Source organism: Clostridiaceae bacterium (genome assembly GCA_012840395.1).
In the GTDB taxonomy this organism is placed as follows: domain Bacteria; phylum Bacillota; class Clostridia; order Acetivibrionales; family DULL01; genus DULL01.
In genome coordinates, this window is the sequence record DULL01000034.1 from 55,937 (window position 1) to 75,295 (window position 19,359).

Below are 19,359 nucleotides of genomic sequence, written 5' to 3' on the forward strand. Positions count from 1 at the left end.
ATGTTAGGAGAGATGGACTTGGATAAAAATAAAAAATTAGATACTAAATATTTAGTAAAAAAAGAAAAATCACGTCCGCCATTGACACCAAAAACTATTAAGCTTGTTGCACTTGGAATTATAGCTCTTATAGTTTTAGGTACTGCGTTAGCAATATACTTAAATTATAAAAACAGTTATGTTGCAAAAATAGGTGGAGAGTTGATTACTACTGCAGAATTCAGATTTTTCTTAAAACAACAAAAGGATGCCATGCTGAATCAGGCAGACAATCCTGACCCTGATACTTTTTGGAACACAAAAATTGGCGGGGAAGACGCTATACAAGTTGCTAAAAATAAAGCACTAGAAAGCGCAAAAGAGTTTAAGATTCAGGTAATAAAAGCCAAGGAGCAGAATTTATCGCTTGATAAAGCTGATATTGAAAACCTGAATAAAGGCATTAAAGAAATAATAGCTCAAAATAATAACAGCAAAGTTCAGGCAAATAATGAGTTTATGGAAGCATATGGTGTTACTCTGGATGAATTTAGGGAAATTTATAAAGGATTTATTCTGGGAAATAAGCTTTACCAGAAGGAATATGATGCTATAACGGCTACGGAAAGCGAAATACCCCAGTATTATGAGAAGTACCCAGATGAGTTTTTAGATTCCCAGTTTAGATATAATGGTGAAGAAGCTGTATGGGCAAGGCATATACTAATAAAAACTGTTGATGATAACATGAATGAGTTGCCTCAGGATAAGCAGGAAGAAGCAAAGAAAAAAGCTGAAGAGGTTCTTGCTAAAGCTAAAAATGGAGAAGATTTTGTTAAACTGGTCGCTGAAAATTCCGAAGATGCAGGATCTGTTAATTACGGAGGAGCTTATGTATTTGGAAAAGGGAAAATGATGGCTGAATTTGAAGAAGCGGCTTTTAACTTGCAGCCAGGACAGATAAGCGACTTGGTGAAAACAGCTTATGGATATCATATTATTAAACTTGAAGAAAAATATGCTGAAGGTCAGCCTGTAAGTCTTGAGTGCGTAAAGAACTACTGGGAATATGGTGTAAATTTTATAAAGGCGTTGAAAATTCAAGAAAAGCTGGATCAGTGGAAGAAGGATCTCCAATCAACCACAATAATTAATAAGAAGGTATATGATTCAATAATGTGATAATATGATTCAATATTGTTAGTTAGTTACTATTTGTAAAATATTAATATCAGTTTTTAAAGAGACTCAGAAATTTTGGCTGAGTCTCTTTATTTTTACGATTTATGTTACAGTTTTCTAATTATGCATAAAACTCCAATAAAAAAACAATAATAAAAACACCGGATAAAACTAATTATAAACTAAAACTAACCAATAAGGAGGTAGTTCAGATTGAAGGCAACTGGAATAGTAAGAAGAATAGACGATCTGGGAAGAGTTGTGATTCCTAAAGAAATACGAAGAACTTTGAGAATAAGGGAAGGTGACCCTTTAGAAATATTTACTGACAGAGACGGGGAAGTTATACTGAAGAAATATTCACCTATTGGAGAATTAGGTGATTTTGCAGCCCAATATGCAGAATCTCTCCATAAGACAAGTGGACATATTACATGTATAGCAGACAGAGATACAATAATTGCAGTTTCCGGAGCATCAAAAAAAGATTTTCTTGAGAAACCTCTTAGCCCTGAACTGGAGAAAATTATTGAAGAAAAGACAACAGTTGTGGCAAAATCACCTAGTGATAAAATTATTGCCATTACTGCTGATGAAGACGGAAGCACCAAATATACATCACAAGTTATAAGTTCAATAGTTTCCGAAGGTGATCCCATAGGGGCAGTAATATTACTGTCAACTGACCCACAGATAAGCATGGGTGAAGTTGAAGAAAAACTGGCCCGTTCAGCAGCAGGTTTTCTGGGCAAGCAAATAGAACAGTAAGGAGGCAGGTGATAGGGATAAATTAAGGATATAATACAAAAGACAAAATAATGACATATCACATATGATATAACATATATTATAGTAAAAAAATGGCAGATACTTAAAAGCAATCTGCTATTTTTTAATGGAAAGTATTATGGTATTATAAAAAAGTAATAAATTTTTCATCATGTTAAGTTATTTATATGAATCTATTTAGATTGCAGCATTTTTTAACTGCTGCAATCTATTATTGATTCATGGGGGTAAGTATTATAATTGGGGTACATAGAAGATAGAGTAGAAAGAATAAAAGATGATAATGAGTGCATTGACCTCTTTGTAGAGGAATATAAGCCATTTATAGCTTCTTGTACACAAAATGCTATAGGTCGGTATGTGAAATTTGGAGAAGATGACGAATTAAGCATTGGACTAAGTGCTTTTGTTGAGGCCATAAAATCTTTTAACAAAGAAAAAGGTGCTTTTCTGAGTTTTGCAAATGCGGTTATAAGACGAAGGCTTATCGACTATTACAGAAAAGAGAAAAGGCATGAAAAGTCTGTTTACCTGAATGATTTAAAGGATGACTCAGGAGAAGAAATTGATCTAACAACTCAGATGTCTATAGAAAAGTATTCCATTGACGAAATTAGTTATTACAGGAAACTGGAAATTGAGGAACTAAAAAAGGAATTATCTGAATGGGGGATTTCTTTTTTTGATTTGGCCAGGTCTTCCCCTAAACAGGAAAAAACCCACAGAATGTGCGAAAAAATAGCCAGATTTATTTTATCATCTCCTGAACTGGTAGATAAGATAAAGAAGAAGAGATATCTACCAATAATGGAAATTGAAAGTAATTTAAAAATACCCAAAAAAAAAATAGAGAGAGTACGAAAATATTTAATAGCGCTAATAATAATCTTGACAGGGGATTATCAGTACATAAGTGATTATATAGACATAGGACGGGATTGAGGTCATGAAAGCTGTAGTTGTGGAAGTAGAAGAAAGGTATGCAGTTGTTTTAAACCAAAAAGGTGAATTTATAAAAGTCAGAAATAACGGAAAGTACCAGGTAGGATATGAAGTGGACATACCTGCACAGGTTACTGGTGCCGGTATGTTTGCTAAAATTTATAAAATAGCTGCGGCGATAGTAATAATGGTAAGCATAAGTACGGGAGCATACTGCTATGCCACTCCATACAGTTATGTAAGCATAGATATTAATCCAAGTATTGAAATCCAGGCTAATATTTTCGACAGAATAATAAATATTGAGGCTATTAACGATGAAGGGAACCAACTGATTTCCAATAGAGATTACAGGAACAAGAATTTAATAAAGGGTATTGAGGAAATACTTCAGGTTGCTAAGACTGAAGGATATATAAACGAAGGTTCTAATAATGCCATCGTATTTGGTGTGGCAGGAAAAAACCAAAGAAGAATTGGCAAAATTGAAGAAGAGATTTGCTCTGCAAGCTCAAAGGAGCTTGCCAGAGAAGAGGCTGATGTAGAAATTATAGTAGAAAAGGTTCCCCTGGAAAAGAGGAAAGAAGCCCAGGAACTTGGCATCTCAACAGCAAAACTTAATTTGATAGAAAAAATGCTTGAGAATGAACAGGCAAATTTAGAGAACCAGGATGTATTAGGTATATTAAACGAATCAGATAACTCGAAAAAATCAGAAAGTTCAGATAAATCAAATGATTCAGCTAAGACGAATAATTCAGATAAGCTAAATAGTTCCGGAGAGAAAGACAGAAAAAATCCTGATAAAGAAACCAAAGTGGAAAATAAAGAAATAAAAGAAAATAAGGATAATATCAGCGAAAGGGTGCTTAAACAGAGAATTTTAGAATTTATTAATTCACCTATAAATGAAATAATTAAGAAATCTAATGAAATAGCAAACAATAACAATAAAGAAAAGAGCAATAATGGAGAAAAGAATGTTAATAAGAACAAAGATAATGGCAAGGATAAGGACAAAAACAAAGATAGTGAAAAAGTTAAGGACCAGGTAAAAGAAAAGGAGACAAATAAGAACAATATAAAAGATACAATAAAAGATAAAGAGAAAAATGAGAGAGAGAACAAAAACAATAGCAATAAGACAGGTAACAGTAAAAATGAGATAAAATATGAAGGAGTTCTAAACAGAAACGACATAAAGGAAAGTGAATTTAATCAGAATCTGAAAAATAATAAGAATAATGAAGAAAATAAAAAAGATAATAAGATAAAAAACAATAGTAGCAATATGAAAAACAGTGACAAAAATAAAAATTATAAGGAAAACAATAAAGAGGACAGCCAAAGCAAAAAGAATGAAAATAAAAATAAGAATGAAAATGTGAAAAAGAAAGAAAACATAAAAAAGAGCGAAAACAGAGAAAAAACTGAAAAAGACAGCAATAAAGATTATAGTGAAAATTATAGCAATAGTAAAAACAATGGCAATAAGAATAACAAAAACAACAAGAACAATAGTAATAAAAGTAATAATAGTAATAAGAATGATAAGAACAGAAAATTACATACAGTAATAATATAAGATTATAAAGAAAAAATGCCGGTATATTACAAAAATATTACAATTTAAAAATACCCCTAATATTTTACCGATGCATTTCGAATATTTATTACAAAAAGGAAAAGTAAAAAACTAAATATCTGTCAAACAGCGATAGCTAATAGTGCCCCATATAAGAGAAATGAAAATGCTAACCAGACATTGCTCAAAGAAAAGAATCTGCGGTATTAAATACGCAGATTCTTTTCTTTATCGCCCATTCTTTCTATCATTCTTTCTATCCATGAATCTTATCAATAAATTTTAACTAAAAAAAAGTAAATTTATGTCATAAGGTGCTCAGAATTTAGTAACTAAAAGCGACAAACATTTTTTGGAAATTAATTTATAATAGTTACTGCGCTGTAAAATACATGCCTGGGGGTACAAAAGATGAAAATGAACACTTTAGAATACGGAAAAAACAGAAATTTTGAGAGTATCGCAGTTAGTTCTAAAGCAAACAAACGTCTGAGCTTAAGGATTACAGGAAAGGATTTATTATTAATGATTTCAGCATTTCTAATGGGAAGAACACCAATAGCCGCAGAAGCGTTACCACTTGGGGTTATTTTTTTTACCTCATCACGCAGGCAGGATATTAATAGATTTTTCCTTGCAATAATGATTTCTATAGGAATGCTTGCAGGGGGAAAAGGCAGACAGGTGTTTACTGCGCTTGCAGGTATAATACTTTTCAGCTTCTTTTCATTATTTATTAAGTGGGAAAAATCTAAAAAGGGATATATTTACTCTATTCTTGCATCTGTGAGTATACTAATTCCTCAAATAATTTATATATATTCACAGGGATTTCTGCTATATGATTTGCTAATGGCTTTATTATGTGGAGTAGCAGCATTTTTTCTTAATCATATCTTTAAGAACGCCTTTGATATTATAGAAAATATTAGCAGTAGTAGAATATTTAAGGGTGAAGAAATCATATATGTTGCTATTTTAGGTGTATTAGTATTTTCAGGATTAAGCGGTATAAAATTATTGGGCTTTTCCTTGGACAATATAATATGCATACTTTTTTTGCTTATGATGTGCTATAAATTTGGCGGTGTTATCGGTGCAGCAGTTGGACTGGTTTTCGGATTAATAACGGTTATCACTACAGATATTACGCCAATGGCAATAGGTTCATATGCTATTTGCGGGCTACTTTCTGGTTTGTTTAATAAGATGGGCAAAGTAGGTTCAAGCCTTGGCTTTGTGATAGGAAACACGCTGCTGACAGTCTATTTGAGTGGATCTGCTCATGCACTGAGTTTTCTAAAAGATCTTGTAGCAGCAACAGGTTTATTTCTGGTACTTCCTGTTAGATTTATTGAAAATCTGGTTATTCCATTTAAATCTGCATATACATTAAATGAAGGCAGTCTGGGTTATGAAATGCGCATCAGGGAGGCTACTGTGGACAAGCTCAATAAATATGCCAGCGCTTTTAGAGAAATGTCAAAAACTTTTGATGAAATCTCTGATTTAAAAACTACAATAGATAAGGAAGATTTATCTGCAATGTTTGACAGGGTAGCAGAAAAGGTATGCAAAGATTGCAGCCTTTGCAGGCACTGTTGGGACAGAAATTTTTACAGTACATACCAAGTTCTCTTTAAGATTATTGATGCCCTGGACAGTAAAGGAAGAATTAGTGAAGAAGATATACCACAATACTTTATTGACCGGTGTGAAAGGATACAGGAATTTGTAGAAGCAGTAAATAATACCTTTGAAATATTTAAGGTTGATCTGGTATGGAAAAATAGGATTGGAGAAAGCAGGGGACTTATATCACAGCAATTGTTTGGCCTTTCCAGAATCATTGAAAATTTATCCTCTGAAATTGCTTCAGACATTCATTTTAAAAAGGATTTGGAAGAAGCCATTGCTAAAGGATTGAAGAATAGTGGAATAGTAAAGACCTGCATTGTAAATGTATTTGAAAGCAAAGGAGGCAGATACAATGTAGTTATATCACACAAAGGTTGTGCAGGAAAAAGGTTATGCACGACTTCAATCATCAGGCAGGTTGAGAGAATTACAGGCAGAAGGATGGCTAAAGAAAGTGAAAATTGTAAATACAATCATAAGAATGGATATTGTAATCTCAAATTGGTTGAGGAAGAGCCCTTTGGAGTTATAACAGCAGTAGCAAGGGCACCTAAAGCAGGTTTTACAATATCAGGAGATAACTATGCTTTCTTGAATAACGGCGAGGGCAAATATTTTGTGGCACTAAGTGATGGAATGGGAACAGGTCATAAGGCACATCTTCAGAGCAAGGCAACGGTGAATCTACTTGAACAGTTTATTGAATCTGGTTTTGACAAGGATATATCTGTAAGGCTGATAAATTCTCTATTGTTATTGAAATCAGGAGATGATTCTTTTGCGACTATAGATTTATCTGTTATTGACCTTTATAGCGGGAATGTAGAATTTGTAAAAGTTGGAGCAGTACCTACATTTATTAAGAAAGGAACAAAAGTTGAGATTGTAAGGTCAGCATCCCTTCCTGCTGGAATACTAAGCAATATTGAATATGAATTAATCCATAAAAACATGGATGATGGTGATATCCTTATAATGATGACTGACGGGGTATATGATTCTTTTAAAGATGATGATAATGACAATGATAACATATTGATTGGGTATATTCAGTCTTTAAACAGTATTAATCCACAGGAAATTGCAGATAGTATTCTTGATCAGGCATATTACAGGAGTGGGGGTACTCCTGATGATGACATGCTGGTGGTTTCAGCCAAAGTATGGAAAAAGGCAGTCAGATGAAATAATATAACTTTTTTAATGATGCATAGTATATCATATTTTATCACAAACTATCTATGAGCTTACAAGTTTTACATGGAGGGCTTTATGGTAAGTAGTGGTACAAAGAGAGTAGTTGTAATTAAGGAGATACCTTCAAATATAATTGAAGAGGCAATTTTTATTCTCAAAAATGATACAATGACTATACCTGATAAAAGTAAGGGTAGAACGGATTCTAATATAAATAAGATCCGGGAAGATTTTTTGTTCAAGGAAGCAGAGCTTATTATTAATAACTACATAAAAGAATGTAAGCTTTTAAAGGAACGTTACTCTGAAAAGGATAAAGATTTAAGTATTATTAAGAATAAGTTTTATACAGGAGTAGCTATCAATCTTGCTCTTATTGGCAGCCTTGCCCTTTTTGTATTCCTACTTCTTCAAATAATTTAGCAGCCTTCTCTTAGGGTTATTTTTTTTTGAGAACATGATATTACATCTCGGGTGAAAAGTACATGTGAATTTATTCATGATTTTTTTATAATTCATGATATAATAAATAACTATAAAGCAGTATAATTTGAAAGCAGCATTATTTATTACGATATTTGCAGGAACGGAGAAGGATATGCTATGGAAAAGTTGCTGAATATTTTATTACTGCCTAAAGAATTATACAAAAAACTAACAGATAACAAATTTTCCCTTATAATGGGAATAGCAATAGTGGGACTTATAGATATGTTTTTGCCTGATGTGACAGGAACTTATACTAAATACTTCGTAGAGAAACCTGATAATGTTCTGCTCAGAAACATTGTGTTTTTTGTAGTACTGGTAGCACTAATAGGTTTTGTAGATGTGCTGGTTATTTCTTTGCCTTTGCGGGATATTTTTAAATTTTTTAAAAAAGAGTTTAATACTGAAAACAATAATTCAGTAATAAGAATAATGAAGATATATATTATATCTCATTTCATAATTATTCCTGTTAATATAGTGCTGTACTACACTGTCTTCAGAAATTTAAATGAATTAAGCAGTCCGGGTTTATTATTATTTGCGGTCCTGTATAGCTATATAATTATTTTTTGGTCTACTGCTATTATGTACAGAGGAATTAATGCAATATATAATTTTCAGCCTTTATTTAAGAGGTTGGTATTTTCGGTAGTACTTTTATGGGGATTTATTTGGAGTACTGTTCTCGACTATATAATTGGAATAGTGGAGCAATTACTTTTAGTTTAATACTATTTTCTTTTTTCATAAAAGGATGTATAATACAATAGAAATAATGAAGCTAAAGATGTAAAAATTTTCTGTCCCGGTAGTCTAATGGATAAGACGGTGGATTCCGGATCCACTGATGCGGGTTCGATTCCTGCCCGGGGCACCATGTTTATTTAGCCATACATATTTATTTAGCCTCAAAATAAAAGCACAGTTTTATTGCATCATGTTTAGTTTTTAGGATGACTATGTATATAGGGAATGTAAAACTTGACAACAATATTTTCCTTGCACCTATGGCGGGCGTGACTGATATGCCCTTTAGGATACTATGTAAGGAAAATGGTTGCGGCTTGGTTTATACTGAAATGGTCAGTGCAAAGGGAATGCACTATAATGATTTACGTTCAAATCAGCTGGCACAGATTTCTGATGGTGAAAAGCCGGCAAGCGTGCAAATATTTGGATCAGATCCGGATATAATGTCTTCAATAGCTGAAAAACTGAATTGTTCTGACGCTTCAATAATTGACATTAATATGGGGTGTCCCACACCTAAAATAACAAAAAACGGGGAAGGCTGCGCATTAATGCTTAAACCTCAGCTAGTAGCAGAAATAGTAAAAAAGGTTTCAAAAGCCTCAGTTAAGCCTGTTACTATAAAAATAAGAAAGGGATGGGATGAAAATAATATCAATGCGGTTGAAATAGCAAAGATTGCAGAAGAGAATGGAGCTGCAGCAATTGCTGTCCACGGGAGGACAAGAGAACAATTTTACAGCGGAAAGGCTGACTGGGAAATAATCCGTAAAGTCAAGGAAGAGGTATCAATCCCTGTAATTGGGAATGGTGATATATTTACGCCTGAAGATGCAGAGAGAATGTTGAAAGAAACAGGTTGCGACGGAGTTATGGTAGGAAGAGGGGCCCAGGGAAATCCGTGGATTTTCAGAAGGATAATACATTACCTGAAAACAGGAGAGTTACTGCCAAGTCCGTCCCCGGAAGAGAAACTTAATACTATTTTAAGGCATTTAAAAATGCTGGTGGATTTAAAAGGAGAATATATAGGAACATGCGAGATGCGAAAACATATTGCATGGTACATTAAAGGAATGCAGAATTCAGCGAAAATAAAGGAAAAAGTTTTCAGACTAAATTCCAAAGATGCAATTATTGAATTATTAAGAGAATATTTTGCTTCATTTTAAAAAGATTATAGGGAGGATCATATGGAGAATTCATTAATAAACTCCAATAAATTACCTGGCAAAACCCCAAGTGAGTCACAGGTGGAAATGACAGAGCTTGTCCTGCCCAATGACACAAACCTTCTTGGAAACCTGCTTGGCGGAAGACTTATGCACTGGATCGACATAGCAGGAGCTGCCGCTGCCTCCAGGCACTCAAACGGAGTTGTAGCTACAGTGGCTCTTGACAGCCTGGACTTTAGGCATCCTGCGCGAATGGGAGAACTGGTAATACTGAAAGCAAAGCTGACCTGGGTTGGCAGGACTTCAATGGAAGTAATGGTTAAGGCCTTTTCAGAAAATATAAAAACCGGCAAAATAATATTAACCAACAAGGCATATATTACTTTTGTAGCTTTAGATGATGAGGGAAGACCAAGGCCGGTGCCGTCTCTTATACTTGAAACAGAGGAAGAGAAGAAAGAGTTCCAGGAAGCTGAAAAAAGAAGATGTGAACGCTTAAAAAGAAAAAATCAGTAATAAATTATATAAATATCCCTACTTTGAGGGGTATTTATTTTTTCGGAAGTAATAAGTCAAGCTTTCTGAAAATAGTATTATTAAGGATTATTTTTGATACTATTCTCAGGAGCTGCCATGAAAAAGAAGTCATTTATTGGAAGTGCCATAACACTTATGATCGCAGGACTTATCGTAAGGGTTCTGGGATTTGTATACAGAGTCTATTTGTCAAATCTTATCGGCGCAGAAGGAATGGGACTTTTCCAGCTAATTTCGCCTGTATATTCCTTGATAATACTTACACTTACTTCAGGAATGTCCATTGCCGTATCAAGAATGGTTGCAGCTCAAACTGCAAAAAATAACAATATTAATTCCAGAAGAATAACAATTTGTGCTTTGCTCATAACCTGTGCGGCAGGTACTATAATTTCCCTTTTTCTATTAATGAACATAAATTTTGTTATAAATCAGATTATGAAAGACACCAGAACATATTATTCTTTCTTGCTAATACTCCCGAATATACCGATAATTGCAGCTTCATCAGCCTTAAAGGGATATTTTTACGGAATGCAGGACGTTACTCCCACTGCTGTTTCACAAGTTGTGGAACAAGTGGTGCGAATCAGTCTCGTTATGATTATTTCATCCCGTTATATAGGTTTAGGTATTGAATATGCCTGTGCATTAGCTACTATTGGTATGGTATTGGGTGAGATATCTAATTTATTGGTTCTGATCATTGTCTATAATCTCAGAAAGAAAGATGAATATAAGCTAAGGACTCAAAGGAATTTAATGAGAAAACGAGTTATTGTAAGTCAGTTGTTAAAAATTTCTGTACCTATATCTATGAACAGGTTTATTACTTCAATGATGTCCACAGTTGAATATATAATGATTCCCAGGATGCTACTGATGGGAGGAATAGATTATAAGGCCAGTATGGAACAATATGGCAGGTTAACTGGTATGGCTATGCCCCTGATTTTTTTTCCTTCCCTAGTAACCTCTTCTATAGCTACAACCCTTATACCTGCAATTGCCGAAGCAGTATCCAAAAAAAACATGAGAAGCATCAATTACAGGATAAATCAATCCCTGCAAATAACATTTGTTCTGGGATTTCTGTTTTCTTCTATTTTTATGGCCTACTCAAATGAAATAGGAAATTTGTTTTACGCCAGGGAGAATATTGGAAGCCTTCTATATACTTTATCTTTTACATGTATATTCATCTATCTCCAGCAAACCATGACAGGAATATTAAATGGTCTTGGAAAACAGGCAGTATCCCTGAGAAATGGAATTATAGGAAACGCTATAAGAATATGCCTGATATATTTTCTAATGCCGGCCTATGGAATTGAAAGCTATATATGGAGTATTATCGCCAGTTATTTAGTTGTAGTTTTAATGAATTTTTATGTTGTTGTAAAAACTACATCCTTAATTTTTAATATTAGGAACTGGATACTAAAGCCAGGACTTATTGGAATAATATTACTTATGACCAGTAAATACGTAAAGAGTTTTTATGAAATATTTTTATTGAATACAAAAATCACTGTATTGCTTTCTTTAGGGACAACTATTTTTGTAGGAATATTCCTGATGATAACCGCAGGAGTTATATCTAGAGGTGAAATAAAAAAGATTATAGGACTGAAATAATGATGTTTATGGTTTATAAAATGTATAAGAATGAGCAATTTTGAGTATTGGTAAATAAAAGCATAATATTACAATTTAATGCAAAATAATAGTCAAAGAAAGTCAAAATCAAGGATTGATTAATAGATAAATTACCTGTAAAATAAAGCTAAAGTCAAAGATAGTCAAAGACAAAACATTATAGAAAATATTAGCTTAACATAAATGTTATTAAACATAAAAAATTTTATGGAGGTGTTTGTATGTTCTATCTAACTCCTTTTAGAAGAAGTAGGAGCAGCTTGGTACGCGAAAACAACTGGTTCGATATGGACAAATTATTTGAGGACTTTTTCAGCGACAGTTACTTTCCTGTATTCTTACCGGGAAGCAATGCCATAAGAGCTGACATTCGTGAAACCGATAAGGAATACATTATTGAAGCAGAAGTTCCGGGAGTAAGTAAAGATAATATAAAGATTGACTTGAGAGATGACGTTTTAACAATTGCAGTAGATTACAATGAAGAGACTAAGATAGAAGAGAAAGGATACATCAGAAAAGAAAGAAGATCAGGATCTTTCTGCAGGAGCTTCCATGTAGACAATATTAAACATGAAGAAGTTAAGGCTAAATACAATGACGGAATACTCACAATAGTATTACCCAAAAAAGAGGAAGGAAGAAGAAACGGCCGCACCATAGAGATACAGTAGGATATATTACAACATGGTATAACAACACAGCTTCTCAACAAAGTATTACGACATGGTATTACAACTTGGTATTACAACATGGATTCACAACTAGATATTGCAACATGCTATATTGAGGCAGCTCTGGCTGCCTTTTTTTATGCGGCTTTTAAGCAATCAGGGATTTATAAATGAGAAACAATCAATGAAAATCTTATGCAGATATTGACATCATGGATTTTGATAACATGATAGCCAATACAGAGCACAATAATCCTGAAGTACCCACAAAGGAATGAATTATGTTATTGTTAATGGCTATATCGTTTATGAGCATGGAGAGCTTACTGGAAAAAAGAAAGGAAAAGTAATATTCAACAAGAGTATATTCATGTATGACTGTTAAAAAAAGGAGAGATAAATATTGAGTAGTTTTCTACTGTAAGAGACTGATGAATATTATTGTATTAACTAATTAAATATTATAAAATAATGATTCAAGTATATATAACTTATTTATAGTTTTCTGGAGGCACTAATGATAATATTTGAAGCGGCACAAAGTGTATTAAGTCTTGCAATAATCATTATGATAGGATATTTTCTGGCGTCTAAAGGGTGGTTTGATGAGAAGACCAACAAATTATTCGCAAAGCTGGTTACAAATGTTTCCCTTCCATTTCTTATGATATCCAACTTCGTGGCTAATATTAATAAGGAACAACTGGGGCAAATATCTTTCGGCCTTGTCAGGCCTTTTACATCAATGATTCTTAGTTACATTGTAAGTCTTATGTTTACCAGGTTGCTCAAGATTAAAAAGGGAAGGCAGGGCTTGTTTCAGGTCATGTTTTTTGTTTCAAATACTATGTTCATGGGGCTTCCCATAAACAATGCCCTGTACGGTGAGTATAGTATTCCTTATGTCATGCTTTATTATATTTCAAATACAGTTATTTTCTGGACTTTAGGTACATACTGTTTTCAGAAGGATGATATTAGCAACGCCAAAAGAAGCTTTCTCCAAATGTTAAAAAAAATACTGTCTCCACCTTTAATAGGTATTATAATAGGATTCTTCTTAGTGACTTTGGAAATACAACTGCCGAAGTTTATAATGGATACAAGCCGTTATTTGGGTAATATGACTACTCCCATATCAATGCTATTCATTGGTATCACTATACATTCTGTTAATTTTAAAGATATGAGGCTAACTAAAGACATGTTAGCTGTTATATTTGGAAGATTTTTTGTGTCTCCCTTAATTGCACTTCTTGTATGTTATTTAATGCCTGTACCTGTGTTAATGAGAAATGTGTTTGTAATCCAGGCGTCCATGCCTGTTATGACCCAAGTAGCAATATTATCAAAAGCATATAACTCCGATGATAAGTACGCTGCTGTTATGGTATCTATGACTACTTTATTGAGCATAATATTTGTGCCTGTATATGCTGCTGTACTGAGTCGTATTTAAACTTAAGACAATCCTTTTCCCATTAATATAGTAATATATGCTTAGGAATGGTATAATATTCCCTGATATTTAATACAGGGAGGACTTAGTGTTGCAAAAAAATAATTTTTTCAAATTAATAGTTTATATTGGCGTTATTTTACTGTTGTATTTGACTATTCTTTCAGTTTTTGTGAAAACTCCGGAAATGCTGAATATTCCCTCGTACATAGTTGTTTGTGTTGAGATTGTTTTCCTGTTTATTGTTATGGGATTATTATACTTTTTTTATAAGAAATGCAAACCCTTAAGCAGTAAAATATTTTCTATCGTCCTTGCTCTTGCAGCACTCATTCCAAGAATAATATGGGTTGTATTTATAGATACGGCTCCTACATCTGACTTTTACGGATACAACAATTACGCAATAAATGCAAGTAAAGGTTATTTCCAACTTTATGGGGATGTTTACCCTCTTTTTCCCTTTAAATTTGGATATTCACTTATTCTTTCAGTTTTATACAGGATTTTCGGTACTGATATTATAGTAGCTAAACTATTTAATGTAGCCCTATCCGTGGGCACGGTTTTTTTAGTATATAAGCTGGGAGAAAAGATATTTAATGAAAGATCAGGACGTATTGCAGGACTTATTTTTTCATTTTGGCCTGCACAGATTATGTATAATTCCGTTGCTGCATCAGAACATATTTTTATGTTGTTTTTCCTGTTGGCTGTTTGGTTCTTTATATTAGTAGAAACAAATGAAAAAAATGCAAGAAACTATATTCTGGCAGCGGCTTCAGGTTCCATGATAGCCCTGGCTTATTTAATCAGGCCGGTATCAATGATATTGATTCCTATCTTGATTCTATGCCTTTTTGTGTTCTGGAAAGAGGATAGACGTGGTAAGAGCAGTAAACAAAATAAGCAAAGGGTAAGTCCAGAAATCAATATTAATTCCTCAAAGGCAGCATCAAAGGGACCATCAAAGAGAGCTTCAAATACTGCTGCAAATTCAACCTCAAATAATACTTTAAAAAACGCATCAACAAATACAACATTAAAGAAGACATTAAACACTATATGGAAGCCTATAACCGGCAACAAAATTAAAATATCTTTTGCAGTTTTGGCAAGCGCGGTAATAACAGTAGCTGTAGTAGACCTGACGGTTGGAAACCTATTGGGTGTACGTTTGTGGAGATCATCCTCAGGCTTCTCTTTTTACATCGGAACAAATTATGAATCCTCCGGTATGTATAGCGCAAAGGATGAGGAGATAATTCAGGAGTTTGACTATGATTTCAAGGAAGTCCACGGGCAGGCAACCAAAAGGGCTATAGAAAGGATTGTTTCTCAGCCTATGAATTTCCTCAGGCTGATAGAAAAGAAATTTATTATCCAGTGGACCAATGAAGATTATGGTTATTATTGGAGTATGTATGAGCTTTATAGTACTAATGATATAAGCAGTTTTGTATTGAGCCATCCCAGGGCTTTTTTAGGGACCAGCCAGATTTATTATATAGCGATTATTGTACTTGCTGCGGCAGGAACCATATATATTAAAAGACACAGCATTTATCCCGCGGCGGCAATTCATCTGCTGTTTTTTGCATTTGTGGGTGCTCATACTCTTTTTGAAGTGCAGTCCAGGTATCATTATCCTGTAATACCTTTTCTGACAATATTAGGGGGTTACGGAGGGGAACAGGTCATTGGAAAGTTGCTGGCAAGAAAGCCTTTTAGTCCAAAAAGCTAAAAAAGCTTGTAATATGAATGATCCCAGCGAAGAAAGTTCATATAAGAGAAACTTTCATACAATGTAAACTTCTGATAAAGCAGACTTCTAACAAGAAGATTCTATGAATAAAATTTCTAAACAATAAAGAGGACAGGGAGATTAAAAGTTGGACAGGGAAATTAGCCAAAACATGAAAAGCACTGCCAAATCAATAGGAATAGTAATGATAATAACTGTTTTTTCAAGGTTGTTATCTCTTGTAAGCAGTATGGTATATATCACATACTATGGAATATCTCTTGAAATGGATATATATTCCTATGCCATCCAATTGCCCAATATTATATTTACAAGCCTTGGAAGCGCACTGGCATATATAGTTATTCCAATTTTTGCAGGGTACATTGGAACTGACCAGAAGGACAGAGCCTTTAAATTCGCTGATAATGTTATTACTATATCCTCATTATTTACATTAATACTATCAATAACCGGTATAATCGTAGCACCCGCTATACTGGCACTTACCCGGTTTCGGGACCAAGGATATGATTTTGCACTAATTTCTGTTAGAATTATGTTCCCGGTAATGATTTTCTATGGTCTAAGTTTCATATTCCAGGGGATGCTGCAATCCTTTGGTAATTATAATATGCCGGCGCTTATTAGTGTTCCAAGCAGTCTTACAGTTATATTGTATGTTTATATTTTTGGAAGCAGGTTTGGAATCAAAGGATTACTTGTAGCTACATTCATCGGACTTATGTTTCAGGCATTAATTCTTGTTCCTTCAATATGGAGAGCGGGTTATAGATACAAGCCTTCAGTTCAGTTCGGAAATAAGGATGTAAAAGAAGCATTAAGGCTTGCACCTGCAGTTGTTGTTTCTGCATCGGCCTATCAGCTGAATATGTTGTTTAATACAACTTTATCAGCCAATTTCAAGGATACTGTATCAATTATGACAACTGTACAGAACCTTGTATTATATGCAATTTTAGCTTTTGTATATTCAGTGACTTCAGTTGTTTTCCCGAAACTTACAATGATGGCGGCAAGGAATGATATGGAAGGATTTAAGAATAACCTTCTTAACGTTATTAATCTGATTATATATTTTCTTGTACCAGCAACTGCAGGCTTTATAGCTGTTAGCAGGCAGTTATTTGATTTACTTTATGGCTGGGGCAGGGTAACTGCCGGAAATGTATCCCTTGCGGGGAGTTTTCTGGCTCTATACGCTCTTGGGATAACAGGTATAGGAATAAAGGAGGTTATCGACAGAGCTTTTTATTCTTTAAAAGATACTAAAAAACCTGCTATAAACGGTGTAATAATAATGACAGTTAATGTTATTGCAAGTCTGACCTTGATAAAACTGGCAGATTTTTTCGGGTTGCCAAAGGCCTTTGGTATTCCGGCGGGGTATTCAGTTTCTGCAATTACTGGTGCTATAGTTTTGATACGTATGATTAAAAAGAAAATTGGAAATTTCGGAGGAAAAGAAGTAACTTTAACTTATATTAAGATTGTTGCTGCAAGTGTAATAATGTTTATAGCCATAATACCTATAAGCCATATGGTTAACAGTTATGCGACAGGCAGCACGGTGCTTCATAAAGGAATCCGGCTGATGGTACCAACTGTTGTGGGAGCGCTGGTTTATTTCACAGCTACATATTTTTTAAAAGTACAGCAAGTTACAAATATAATTAGCGGAATAAAGGGGTGGGCCAAAAAGGCACTGATAAATAAAAAAAATTAATATGGGGGTATTAGTTTGAAGAATAATGCTTCATACAGAAAAAGAAAATTAAATGTGCTGCACTTATTAAACTATCCTGGGAAAGGTGGTTCGGAAAGATATATACTGTCTTTAGCTGAGGGTCTGCATAATAAAAACTGTACTTTTTATGTGGCATACTCCCAGAAAGGGCCTATGCTTAAAGAATTAAGAAGTATGGGTATTGAAGCTGTCAGACTTCCTATGTTATGTCCCTATGATTTAAAGGCTGCATTGGGAGTTAAAAAAATCTGCGCTGAAAAATCTATTGATGTAATTCATACACATTTTTTGAGAGAAAATTATATAGGAATATTATCTGCGATAGCCGGAAATAAAGTTCCGGTTATTAACACAGTACATATGCTCCAACCGAAGAACCTTATTACCGGTTTGATTAATTCTATTGTCACCCGCAGGGATAGTGAAATAATAGCCGTAAGCAATGCTGTTAAGAATCAGCTTATTAAGGAAGGTGTTGATGCTTCTAAGATAAAAGTTATTTATAATGGTGTAGATGTAAATTACTGGTCTTCCGGTAAGTCTCGGTTAAAAGTAAGAGAAGAACTGGGTATTGGAAGCGGAGATTTTGTAGTTTGCTCCGTTGCAAGGTTTTCAGAAGAAAAGGGCCATATGTTCCTGATGGAAACAATTAAATATTTTAAAAAGTTGATAGAACATCAGGGAAATAAGGAAGAATTAAATAGGAAAATTTGGTTCCTTCTTTCCGGAGATGGAGAATTGTTTTTTCAGTGCAAAAAATTCACCGAAATGGCAGGAATATCAGATGATGTAATTTTTACCGGATACAGAGATAATATAAAAGAAATACTGCATGCCAGTGATTTATTTGTTTCCCATTCAAAGAGTGAAGCTCTTGGAATTTCAATTCTCGAGGCTATGGCTTGCGGTCTGCCTGTAATATCCACCAATTCAGGGGGTCCGGCGGAAATAATAAATGAAGACAGTAATTGCGGTAAAATTGTAGAATATGGTGATGTGGAGGGCTTTGCTGAAGGAATTTTGGAATTGATGAGAGATAAAAAGAAATATGATATGTATAGTAAAAATTCATATAATACTGTAAAAAATAAATTTAGTCTTGATAGAATGGTGACAGAAACTTATAATCTATATAGAGCTGCAGTTGCAAAAAATGAAATTCCACTTCCCACTTAATACTACTTATGCGTTATGGTTATAGAAAGAATTGGAATATGTCTTATTGAAATTGGGAAAGTGCCATTAATCCGGATCTAGTACAAAGAAAGTGAGATGTATAAAGTGATTATTGATGATAAGGGCAGATTATTTGGAAAAGTAAGTATAATAGATATTATTGCTGTATTAGTTCTTGTAGTGGTAGGAATATTGGCATATAAATTTATTTTACCTTCTTCTTCGGGCTATTTGGCTCCCAAAAATGATACATTACATATCGTATTTTATGAAGAAGAAGTAAACAGTTTTACCGCCAACAGGGTTAAAATCGGGGACGTTGCCAGTGAACGCCTTCAGAATGCTGATTTTGGCAAAGTGATTGATGTGAAGGTTGACAAGTCGGTATCCTGGGGAGAATCAAGCGAGGGAGAATTTATTATTTCCAACAAGGAAGGTTTTTCATCCATTTATATTACAATGGAAGCAAAAGGTATACTTGATCGAAACGGAATAATTATTGATAAAGCTCAGTATTATATTGGTCAGTATATAACATTGTATGTTGGAGATTGTGCATTATATGGAATCATATATAGTGCTGAGAAGAAATAATACGTTAAATAATTTAAGT

At 33.8% G+C, this 19,359-nt stretch carries 16 protein-coding genes and 1 tRNA gene; all 17 read left to right on the top strand.

Translation table 11 applies throughout. The features are described from left to right. The first annotated feature begins 18 nt into the window (after positions 1-18). The 17 genes from GXX20_04465 (at position 19) to GXX20_04545 (ending at position 19,340) form a co-directional block, all read left to right on the top strand. The gene (locus tag GXX20_04465; GenBank protein HHW30916.1) at positions 19-1,161 is read left to right on the top strand and encodes a hypothetical protein; all 1,143 of its coding nucleotides are present in this window, start codon (positions 19-21) and stop codon (positions 1,159-1,161) included. Positions 1,162-1,374: 213 nt separating this feature from the next. Beyond that, on the top strand, positions 1,375-1,929 hold the full coding sequence (gene spoVT / locus GXX20_04470; protein ID HHW30917.1) for a stage V sporulation protein T: 555 nt from the start codon (positions 1,375-1,377) through the stop codon (positions 1,927-1,929). Positions 1,930-2,190: 261 nt separating this feature from the next. Continuing rightward, positions 2,191-2,892, top strand: coding sequence for an RNA polymerase sigma-I factor (gene sigI, locus GXX20_04475; protein HHW30918.1), 702 nt, complete (start codon positions 2,191-2,193; stop codon positions 2,890-2,892). 4 nt (positions 2,893-2,896) lie between these two features. Then, a complete protein-coding gene (locus GXX20_04480; protein HHW30919.1) occupies positions 2,897-4,477 on the top strand; it encodes an anti-sigma factor domain-containing protein in 1,581 nt (526 codons plus the stop codon). 411 nt (positions 4,478-4,888) lie between these two features. Continuing rightward, positions 4,889-7,300, top strand: coding sequence for a stage II sporulation protein E (gene spoIIE, locus GXX20_04485; protein HHW30920.1), 2,412 nt, complete (start codon positions 4,889-4,891; stop codon positions 7,298-7,300). 87 nt (positions 7,301-7,387) lie between these two features. Then, on the top strand, positions 7,388-7,735 hold the full coding sequence (locus GXX20_04490; GenBank protein ID HHW30921.1) for a hypothetical protein: 348 nt from the start codon (positions 7,388-7,390) through the stop codon (positions 7,733-7,735). Between the two features lie 180 nt (positions 7,736-7,915). Beyond that, positions 7,916-8,533, top strand: coding sequence for a hypothetical protein (locus GXX20_04495; protein HHW30922.1), 618 nt, complete (start codon positions 7,916-7,918; stop codon positions 8,531-8,533). 73 nt (positions 8,534-8,606) lie between these two features. Then, positions 8,607-8,681, top strand: a tRNA-Arg gene (locus GXX20_04500). An 82-nt stretch (positions 8,682-8,763) separates the two neighbouring features. After that, complete coding sequence (gene dusB, locus GXX20_04505) at positions 8,764-9,726, top strand: tRNA dihydrouridine synthase DusB (GenBank protein HHW30923.1); 963 nt, start codon at positions 8,764-8,766, stop codon at positions 9,724-9,726. A gap of 21 nt (positions 9,727-9,747) precedes the next feature. Next, positions 9,748-10,245 carry an acyl-CoA thioesterase gene (locus GXX20_04510; protein ID HHW30924.1) on the top strand — a complete coding sequence of 166 codons (498 nt, stop codon included), beginning with the start codon at positions 9,748-9,750 and terminating at the stop codon, positions 10,243-10,245. A 117-nt stretch (positions 10,246-10,362) separates the two neighbouring features. Then, complete coding sequence (gene spoVB / locus GXX20_04515; GenBank protein HHW30925.1) at positions 10,363-11,904, top strand: stage V sporulation protein B; 1,542 nt, start codon at positions 10,363-10,365, stop codon at positions 11,902-11,904. 242 nt (positions 11,905-12,146) lie between these two features. Then, positions 12,147-12,599, top strand: a complete 453-nt coding sequence (locus GXX20_04520) for an Hsp20/alpha crystallin family protein (GenBank protein HHW30926.1) — start codon at positions 12,147-12,149, stop codon at positions 12,597-12,599. Positions 12,600-13,116: 517 nt separating this feature from the next. Then, entirely contained in the window at positions 13,117-14,058 is a 942-nt protein-coding gene (locus tag GXX20_04525; protein HHW30927.1) for an AEC family transporter, read from the top strand. Positions 14,059-14,149: 91 nt separating this feature from the next. Further along, a complete protein-coding gene (locus GXX20_04530) occupies positions 14,150-15,802 on the top strand; it encodes a hypothetical protein (protein ID HHW30928.1) in 1,653 nt (550 codons plus the stop codon). 172 nt (positions 15,803-15,974) lie between these two features. Next, a complete protein-coding gene (murJ, locus tag GXX20_04535; GenBank protein HHW30929.1) occupies positions 15,975-17,549 on the top strand; it encodes a murein biosynthesis integral membrane protein MurJ in 1,575 nt (524 codons plus the stop codon). 15 nt (positions 17,550-17,564) lie between these two features. Continuing rightward, positions 17,565-18,746: a glycosyltransferase gene (locus GXX20_04540; GenBank protein ID HHW30930.1), complete on the top strand. Its 1,182-nt coding sequence runs from the start codon at positions 17,565-17,567 to the stop codon at positions 18,744-18,746. A 105-nt stretch (positions 18,747-18,851) separates the two neighbouring features. Next, positions 18,852-19,340, top strand: a complete 489-nt coding sequence (locus tag GXX20_04545; protein ID HHW30931.1) for a DUF4330 domain-containing protein — start codon at positions 18,852-18,854, stop codon at positions 19,338-19,340. The last annotated feature ends 19 nt before the right edge of the window (positions 19,341-19,359 follow it).